We start from the raw sequence: 8,268 nt of genomic DNA, 5'->3' as shown, positions 1-8,268 counted from the left end.
CGCGGGCGGGGCCGCGGCCCGCCCCCCCCCCCCCCCGGGCGGCCGCCCCCCGCTCCCCCGGCCTGGCCCGGGGGGGGGGCGGCCCCCGCCCCCCGCCCCCCGACTGCGTGCGGCCGTATCGTTGAACAGGCCGCCCCCGTCACCGTATGCAGAAAGGCGCCGCGCAATGGTGCAGATCAAGACCCCCGAGCAGATCGCGAAGATGCGTGAGGCGGGGCTGGTGGTCGCTGCCATTCACGCGGCCACCCGTGAGGCGGCGGTGCCCGGCGCCTCCACCAGGGACCTGGACGAGGTCGCGCGCAAGGTGATCGCCGAGCACGGGGCGAAGTCGAACTTCCTGGGGTACGGCGGATTCCCCGCGACGATCTGCACCTCGGTCAACGAGGTCGTCGTCCACGGCATCCCGGACGACAAGACCGTCCTCAAGGACGGCGACATCATCTCCATCGACGCCGGCGCCATCGTGGACGGCTGGCACGGCGACGCGGCGTACACGGCCTTCGTCGGCACCGGTCACGCTCCGGAGCTCGTCGAGCTGTCCCGGGTGACCGAGGAGTCGATGTGGGCCGGTATCGCCGCGATGAAGGTGAACAGCCGGCTGGTCGACATCTCCCGGGCGATCGAGACCTACATCCGCCGCCAGCCCCGTCCGGCCACCGGCAAGTACGGGATCATCGAGGACTACGGCGGGCACGGCATCGGCACCGAGATGCACATGGACCCGCATCTGCTGAACTACGTCGCGCGCAAGCGCGGCAAGGGCATCAAGCTCGTCCCGGGCGTCTGCCTGGCCATCGAGCCGATGGTCTCGCTGGGCACCCCGCACACCGAGGTGCTGGAGGACGAGTGGACCGTCATCACCACCGACGGCACCTGGTCCTCGCACTGGGAGCACTCGATCGCCCTCACCGAGCAGGGCCCGCTGGTGCTGACCGCTCCCGACTGCGGCCGTGAGCGGCTGGCCCGGTACGGCGTGGAGGCCGCGCCGGACCCGCTGGGCTGATTCGGTGGCCCGCCGGAGGTCTAAGGATCTCCGGCGCTGGGCAAACTTGACGGATTCGTCTTTTGGAGTCCGCTGACGTAGACTGACTCGTCGGCTCTCGTGCATCCGTGTGTCCGCATGCGGCGGTGGAGAGTCGATCAAGGTAGCCGATTCGAAAGGCGAAGCGTGGCCAAGAAGCAAGGTGCCATCGAAATTGAGGGCACCGTGATCGAGTCCCTCCCGAACGCCATGTTCAAGGTGGAGCTCCAGAACGGTCACAAGGTCCTCGCGCACATCTCCGGCAAGATGCGGATGCACTACATCCGAATCCTCCCGGACGACCGGGTCGTGGTGGAGCTCTCTCCGTACGACCTGACGCGTGGCCGGATCGTCTACCGCTACAAGTAGATCTTGTCTTCATCCCGCTCGTGCGGGGTGGCGGCACTGACCCGGAGAACCTGACATCCCATGAAGGTCAAGCCGAGCGTCAAGAAGATCTGCGACAAGTGCAAGGTGATCCGCCGTCACGGTCGGGTCATGGTCATCTGCGACAACCTGCGCCACAAGCAGCGCCAGGGCTGACGCACGACCCCCTGCATCTCGCAGTACTTCGCGCGACGCACGCAATACGTACATACGCAGAGCCCGTCCAAGCCACGGCTGACGACACCTCCGGCGGGGGCCGGGGACCCGGGCGTACCACCTCTCCCAGCGAGAGGTCGGCGGTCGGGAGTGGTTCTGCGGAAGACCCCCGAAATAACAACTGGAGCCATTGAATGGCACGCGTTTCAGGTGTTGACATCCCGCGCGACAAGCGCGTGGAGGTTGCCCTCACCTACGTCTTCGGCATCGGGCGCACCCGGTCCAAGGAGATCCTCGCCACCACCGGCGTGAACCCGAACACCCGCGTTCGCGACCTGGCCGAAGAGGACCTGGTCAAGATCCGCGAGTACGTGGACGCCAACCTCCGCACCGAGGGTGACCTCCGCCGCGAGATCCAGGCCGACATCCGCCGCAAGGTCGAGATCGGCTGCTACCAGGGTCTCCGCCACCGTCGCGGTCTGCCCGTCCACGGTCAGCGCACCAGCACGAACGCCCGTACCCGCAAGGGTCCGCGTCGCGCGATCGCCGGCAAGAAGAAGCCCGGCAAGAAGTAGTCCTCAGCGGACGCACTGCGCACGTCCGGACCTCCGGACAGACGCAGCAACCAGCGGTCTTCGCTGTAGGACCGATCACCTCCCCTCTCCATCTGGAGTCAAGACATGCCCCCCAAGGGTCGTCAGGGCGCAGCCAAGAAGGTGCGTCGCAAGGAAAAGAAGAACGTCGCTCACGGCCACGCGCACATCAAGAGCACGTTCAACAACACGATCGTCTCGATCACGGACCCCTCGGGCAACGTGATCTCCTGGGCCTCCGCCGGCCACGTCGGCTTCAAGGGCTCGCGCAAGTCCACCCCCTTCGCCGCGCAGATGGCCGCCGAGTCGGCCGCCCGCCGCGCGCAGGAGCACGGCATGCGCAAGGTCGACGTCTTCGTCAAGGGTCCCGGCTCCGGCCGTGAGACCGCGATCCGCTCCCTGCAGGCCACGGGCCTGGAGGTCGGTTCGATCCAGGACGTCACCCCGACGCCGCACAACGGCTGCCGTCCGCCGAAGCGTCGCCGCGTCTGATCCGTGACGGCCGGTGACGGCCGTACGGCAGAAGCGTGGGTACGGGCGGTATGCCCCCTGCGGGGGTGTGCCGCCCGTATCCTTGTTTCATCTGTCGGGCGTCAAATAGTGGGCGCCCACGACTGAAGGATTCACACATGCTTATCGCTCAGCGTCCGTCGCTGACCGAAGAGGTCGTTGACGAGTTCCGTTCGCGGTTCGTCATCGAGCCGCTGGAGCCGGGCTTCGGCTACACGCTCGGCAACTCCCTGCGCCGCACGCTCCTCTCCTCGATCCCGGGTGCCGCTGTCACCAGCATCCGCATCGACGGTGTCCTGCACGAGTTCACCACCGTGCCGGGCGTCAAGGAGGACGTGACCGACCTCATCCTCAACATCAAGCAGCTGGTCGTCTCCTCGGAGCACGACGAGCCGGTCGTGATGTACCTGCGCAAGCAGGGTCCCGGCCTGGTCACCGCTGCCGACATCGCCCCGCCGGCCGGTGTCGAGGTCCACAACCCGGACCTCGTCCTGGCCACGCTGAACGGCAAGGGCAAGCTGGAGATGGAGCTGACCGTCGAGCGCGGTCGCGGCTACGTCTCCGCCGTCCAGAACAAGCAGGTGGGCCAGGAGATCGGCCGGATCCCGGTCGACTCCATCTACTCGCCGGTGCTCAAGGTCACGTACAAGGTCGAGGCGACCCGTGTCGAGCAGCGCACCGACTTCGACAAGCTGATCGTCGACGTCGAGACCAAGCAGGCCATGCGTCCCCGTGACGCCATGGCGTCGGCCGGCAAGACCCTGGTCGAGCTGTTCGGCCTGGCGCGCGAGCTCAACATCGACGCCGAGGGCATCGACATGGGCCCCTCGCCGACGGACGCCGCGCTCGCGGCCGACCTGGCGCTGCCGATCGAGGAGCTGGAGCTCACGGTCCGCTCGTACAACTGCCTCAAGCGCGAGGGCATCCACTCGGTGGGCGAGCTCGTCGCCCGCTCCGAGGCGGACCTGCTCGACATCCGCAACTTCGGTGCGAAGTCGATCGACGAGGTCAAGGCGAAGCTGGCCGGTATGGGCCTGGCGCTGAAGGACTCGCCTCCCGGCTTCGACCCGACCGCCGCCGCCGACGCCTTCGGCGCCGACGACGACGCGGACGCCGGTTTCGTGGAGACCGAGCAGTACTAGTACGCCTCCGGCTGGGGTGCCCGGGTTTCCTGGGTGCCCCGGACCGGGCGAGGGCTTTGTCCTCAATCGCCGGACGGGCTTGATTCTCGGGCTGAGGCTTGATTTCGGGTCCGGACGGCGCACTGAACTTCCGTACGGCGACCGCCGTGCGGGAACTGACACCGGTACCTGATACGGCCGGTGCAGCACTCAAGGAGAAACACCATGCCGAAGCCCGCCAAGGGTGCCCGTCTGGGCGGCAGCGCCGCGCACGAGAAGCTTCTTCTCAACAACCTCGCGAAGTCGCTGTTCGAGCACGGCCGCATCACCACGACCGAGGCCAAGGCCCGTCGCCTGCGTCCGGTCGCCGAGCGTTTCATCACCAAGGCGAAGAAGGGCGACATCCACAACCGTCGCCTGGTGCTGCAGTCGATCACGGACAAGGGCGTCGTCCACACGCTCTTCACCGAGATCGCCCCGCGGTACGAGAACCGCCCCGGTGGTTACACCCGCATCACCAAGATCGGCAACCGTCGTGGCGACAACGCCCCGATGGCCGTCATCGAGCTGGTCGAGGCGCTGACCGTGGCCCAGCAGGCCACCGGTGAGGCCGAGGCCGCCACGAAGCGTGCGGTCAAGGAAGAGGCGGCCAAGAAGGACGAGACCCCGGTCGAGTCCGTCGAGGACGCCGCTCCGGCCGAGGCCGAGGAGTCCAAGGACGCCTGAGCGTTCTGAGATTTCCGGACGGGCCCGCATCACCCCTCGGGGCGGTGCGGGCCCGTTCCGCTGTCCGGCCGGAGTGAGAGGATCGCTGGTGTGAGTGATGTGGTGGAGCCCGGATTCGTACGGGTGCGGCTGGACCTGGCCTACGACGGCAAGGACTTCTCCGGCTGGGCGAAACAGACCGGCCGGCGGACGGTGCAGGGGGAGATCGAGGACGCGCTGCGGACCGTGACGCGCTCCGCGCGCACCTTCGACCTCACGGTCGCCGGGCGCACCGACGCCGGGGTGCACGCGCGCGGCCAGGTCGCGCACGTCGACCTGCCGGCGGAGATCTGGGCCGAGCACGGGGACAAGCTGCTGCGGCGGCTGGCCGGGCGGATGGCGCCGGATGTGCGGGTCCGGCGGATCGCCGAGGCCCCCGCGGGGTTCAACGCCCGCTTCTCGGCCCTGTGGCGGCGGTACGCCTACCGGGTCTCCGACCGGCCGGGCGGTGTCGATCCCCTGGTGCGGGGTCATGTCCTGTGGCACGACCGGCCGTTGGACGCCGACGCGATGAACGAGGCGGCGGCGCGCATGACGGGGGAGCACGACTTCGCCGCGTACTGCAAGAAGCGCGAGGGCGCCACGACCATCCGGACGCTCCAGAAGCTGAGTTGGGTACGGGACGAGGCCTCCGGGACGCTCACCGGAACCGTGCAGGCCGACGCCTTCTGCCACAACATGGTGCGGGCGCTGGTCGGGGCGATGCTCTTCGTCGGCGACGGGCGGCGCCCGGCGCCGTGGCCGGCCGAGGTGCTGGCCGCCCGGGTACGGGATCCCGGAGTCCACGTGGTGCGGCCGCACGGGCTGACGCTGGAGGAAGTCGCCTACCCGGCCGACGCGTTGCTCGCGGCCCGCGCCGTCGAGGCACGCAACGTGCGGACCCTGCCGGGGGCCGGCTGCTGCTGAGCGCCGCTCAGAGCTCGTCGCGGTGCCCGCCGGGCCGCGCCGTCCCGACGACCCCGAGCAGCGCCAGCGCGGCTCCGCTCAGCAGCGAGGCCCGGAACCAGCCGACGTCCGGACTCCACCAGGCCAGCACCGCCCCCGCCGAGACGACGAGCAGTGCGGCCGTGCGCGTCACCCACCAGCGGACCGTGCGCGGGGTGCGGCCCCCGGCCGGCGGATGCACACCCGCCCGCGTCCGCATCGTGTCCCGCATCCCCGCCAGGATGGAGCGGCGTGCCAGCACCCGCGCCCCCGGCAGGGCGCCCAGGATCTCGGTGTCCCCGCCGAAGCCGGGCGGGACGGGCGGCAGCCCCAGGGCGGTCACCAGATCGGCCTGGTGGCGTGCCGGGTCGGCGGTGGCGCGCAGGATGTGGGCCAGCGGGCGCGGATCCGTCAGCCCGTAGAGCCGGGCCAGCTCCCCGGCGGCCTCCTGCACATCGGTGTGGTCGGGGGTGGGCGCCTCGGCGTCCCAGGTGTGCGTGACGACCCGGCGGCCCTGGTGCAGCGCCGTGACGCCGGTGCGCCCCGGGGCGCGGTGCAGGACCAGCGCGGGCCAGCTCTCCCCGGTCGTGAACGTCTCCGCCGCCGCGGTCAGCGGTTCGTGGGGGAGCGGCGCCACCCGCCGCCCCGGGGCGGTCTCCGCAGCCACCTCCACATAGCTGCCGCCCTCGCCCGCCGGAGCCGTACGCAGCGAGACCCCGCACAGCAGGGCCGCCTGGGCGACCTCGGCCGGGGGCACGGGCACGAGCGCGACCGCGCGCGGGACGAGCGCCGCCCAGTCGGGCACGGGCGTCGGGGCCTCGGGCGGGCGGGCGAAGAACGGGATCTCCGCCGCCAGATCGAGCCGGGCCTCGGAGCGGGCCTCCAGGAACTCGGTACGCGGTTCGCCGAGCCGGTTCCACGGGTACTCCGTGGCGTGCACCCCGACGGCCCGGAACACGTCCAGGGCCTCCTCGGGGCGGTCCAGGAGGATCAGCAGCAGGGCCGTCTCGTTGCGGAAGCCGGCCGCCTCGTGGTCACCCGCCCCGGCGTAGGTGTCCGAGAGGTCCCGGGCGCGGGCCAGGGCGGCGTCCACCCGGGCCGCGTACGGATCGGGGTCCGGCGGCCCCTCGTCCCCGGCCAGGCGGTACTCCAGCGCAGCCCGCAGCGGCAGGGCGTGCAGCCGGGAGCCGGGCGGGGCCGAGTCCGCGACGCGCTCGGCGTACCCGAACATCTCCTCGTGCGAGCCGTACCACCGGGCGGTCAGGTACTGGAGCGCCTGCGCGTGGCAGCCGAAGTGGTGCGGATCGCGCGCCACCGCCTCCGCGAGATAGGAGTCGAAGACCTCGCGCGGGGCCTGGATGGAACGGGCGTGGGCGAGCGCCACCCGCCAGGGCACCGGATCGGCCGGATTGGCCTCGGCCGCCGCCCCGATGACCGGGACGGCGTCCTCCAACAGGGCGAAGAAGGCCTGGAAGCGGTCGCGCTCGACGTCCCGGGCGCGGGCCCCCGTCCGGACCTTCCACGCCTGGTGGAGCTGGAGGTCGGCGACCACCAGCAGGGCGTCCGGATCCTGCGGCGCCTCCTCCAGCCAGGCGTCCAGCCAGCCGTCGTGGTGCAGCGCCGTCCGGGCCAGCCGCCCCACGTACGCGTCCCGGCGCTCCCACTGCGCATGCGTCCGGGTCGCCGCCAGCAGCTCGCGCGCCGGCCCGTACCGCCCCGCCGCCGCCGCGCCGAGCGCCGCCCGCAGCGCGGGATCCGGCGGGTCCACGACGACGGCCTCGTCCGGAGCCAGATCGGCACCGACCGCGTCGCGGTGGCGCAGGATGCGCAGGAAGGCGACGAGGAAGAAGAGACGCACGACAGCGGTCCTTCGCATCCGGGAGACGGGACCCGACCGGGGCGGGGAGGGTCAGCTCGCCGGCGCCGTGGCGGCCGCCGAGGCCTGGACCTCGCCGCGGTGGCGGATCTGGCGGAAGGTGAAGTTGGTCAGGTCGTCGCCGACCGCGAAGACCTTCTTGTCGGCCTTGGTGACGCTCTTGCCGTTGGTGAAGCCGCTGATCGCGAAGTACGCGTACCGGCCGTAGGAGTTGGCGGTGCGGCGGCATACCGCGCCGCCCCGGCAGAACACCGGGACGCCCGAGCCGCTGAGCGAGGCGACCGAGCCGCTGGCCTGCCGCGCGGCCTTCTTCGCCTGCGCCTCCGTCTCGAAGACCGCGAGGCCCAGCGTCACGGCGACGCCGTCACGGCTGTACGTGGCCCGGATGACCTGGTCGCAGCCGTTGTTCACGAGGATCGAGCCGAGCGCCCCCTGGGTGGCGGTGGCGCACTTCGGGGTGTGGTGCGTGGCGCCCTTGGCGTACACGCGGTCGCCCATCGTGAGCTTCTTGCCCGGGAAGAAGGCGTCGACCGTCACGGGCGCCCGGTCCTTCTTCACGTCGGATATGTAGTCCTTCGGATCCGGCGGGGGCGGCGGCGCCACCGACGAGAACGAGGGTTCCGGCTGCGCCGTCTCGCTGGGCAGGTCGGTGGCGGACGGCAGCTCGCTCGCGTGCTTGCCCGAGGTGCCGCCCGAGCCGTTCTTGTTGGTCGAGATGACCGCCGTGGCCACGATCGCGGCCACCGCGGCGGTGGCCAGCGCGCCCCCGCCGATCATCAGCCACCTCTTGCGCCTGGCGCGTGCGGCGGACGCGTCCGCGAGCGCCGCCCAGTCCGGAGTCCCATTGCCCCCGGGCCCCCACGAGGGCCCCCCTTGCCCAAAGCTCATGCGGCGAATCCTAAACCGGTTGGGCCT

The 8,268-nt window shown here is 71.1% G+C and carries 10 protein-coding genes; 8 read left to right on the top strand and 2 right to left on the bottom strand.

Annotation, left to right across the window (positions count from 1 at the left end; genetic code table 11):
* The first annotated feature begins 166 nt into the window (after positions 1-166).
* The 8 genes from map (at position 167) to truA (ending at position 5,459) form a co-directional block, all read left to right on the top strand.
* Positions 167-1,003, top strand: a complete 837-nt coding sequence (map, locus tag ACFVDM_RS17620; protein WP_383639981.1) for a type I methionyl aminopeptidase — start codon at positions 167-169, stop codon at positions 1,001-1,003.
* A gap of 165 nt (positions 1,004-1,168) precedes the next feature.
* A complete protein-coding gene (infA, locus tag ACFVDM_RS17615; protein ID WP_003956442.1) occupies positions 1,169-1,390 on the top strand; it encodes a translation initiation factor IF-1 in 222 nt (73 codons plus the stop codon).
* A gap of 60 nt (positions 1,391-1,450) precedes the next feature.
* Complete coding sequence (gene rpmJ / locus ACFVDM_RS17610; protein ID WP_003956441.1) at positions 1,451-1,564, top strand: 50S ribosomal protein L36; 114 nt, start codon at positions 1,451-1,453, stop codon at positions 1,562-1,564.
* Between the two features lie 194 nt (positions 1,565-1,758).
* Positions 1,759-2,139, top strand: a complete 381-nt coding sequence (rpsM, locus tag ACFVDM_RS17605; RefSeq protein ID WP_383639977.1) for a 30S ribosomal protein S13 — start codon at positions 1,759-1,761, stop codon at positions 2,137-2,139.
* Positions 2,140-2,244: 105 nt separating this feature from the next.
* A complete protein-coding gene (gene rpsK, locus ACFVDM_RS17600; RefSeq protein ID WP_003956432.1) occupies positions 2,245-2,649 on the top strand; it encodes a 30S ribosomal protein S11 in 405 nt (134 codons plus the stop codon).
* Between the two features lie 137 nt (positions 2,650-2,786).
* On the top strand, positions 2,787-3,809 hold the full coding sequence (locus ACFVDM_RS17595; protein ID WP_003966937.1) for a DNA-directed RNA polymerase subunit alpha: 1,023 nt from the start codon (positions 2,787-2,789) through the stop codon (positions 3,807-3,809).
* A 204-nt stretch (positions 3,810-4,013) separates the two neighbouring features.
* Positions 4,014-4,514, top strand: coding sequence for a 50S ribosomal protein L17 (gene rplQ, locus ACFVDM_RS17590; RefSeq protein WP_383639974.1), 501 nt, complete (start codon positions 4,014-4,016; stop codon positions 4,512-4,514).
* Between the two features lie 90 nt (positions 4,515-4,604).
* The gene (gene truA, locus ACFVDM_RS17585; RefSeq protein ID WP_383639971.1) at positions 4,605-5,459 is read left to right on the top strand and encodes a tRNA pseudouridine(38-40) synthase TruA; all 855 of its coding nucleotides are present in this window, start codon (positions 4,605-4,607) and stop codon (positions 5,457-5,459) included.
* 7 nt (positions 5,460-5,466) lie between these two features.
* Here the strand turns inward: truA and ACFVDM_RS17580 are convergent, their stop codons facing one another.
* Positions 5,467-7,335 carry a hypothetical protein gene (locus tag ACFVDM_RS17580; RefSeq protein WP_383639969.1) on the bottom strand — a complete coding sequence of 623 codons (1,869 nt, stop codon included), beginning with the start codon at positions 7,333-7,335 and terminating at the stop codon, positions 5,467-5,469.
* 51 nt (positions 7,336-7,386) lie between these two features.
* Positions 7,387-8,241: a hypothetical protein gene (locus ACFVDM_RS17575; protein WP_383639966.1), complete on the bottom strand. Its 855-nt coding sequence runs from the start codon at positions 8,239-8,241 to the stop codon at positions 7,387-7,389.
* Positions 8,242-8,268 lie beyond the last annotated feature (27 nt).

Origin of the sequence: Streptomyces sp. NPDC057682 (assembly GCF_042799575.1) — a bacterium.
Classification (GTDB): Bacteria; Actinomycetota; Actinomycetes; order Streptomycetales; family Streptomycetaceae; genus Streptomyces.
This window is presented reverse-complemented; position numbering and strand designations above follow the sequence as displayed.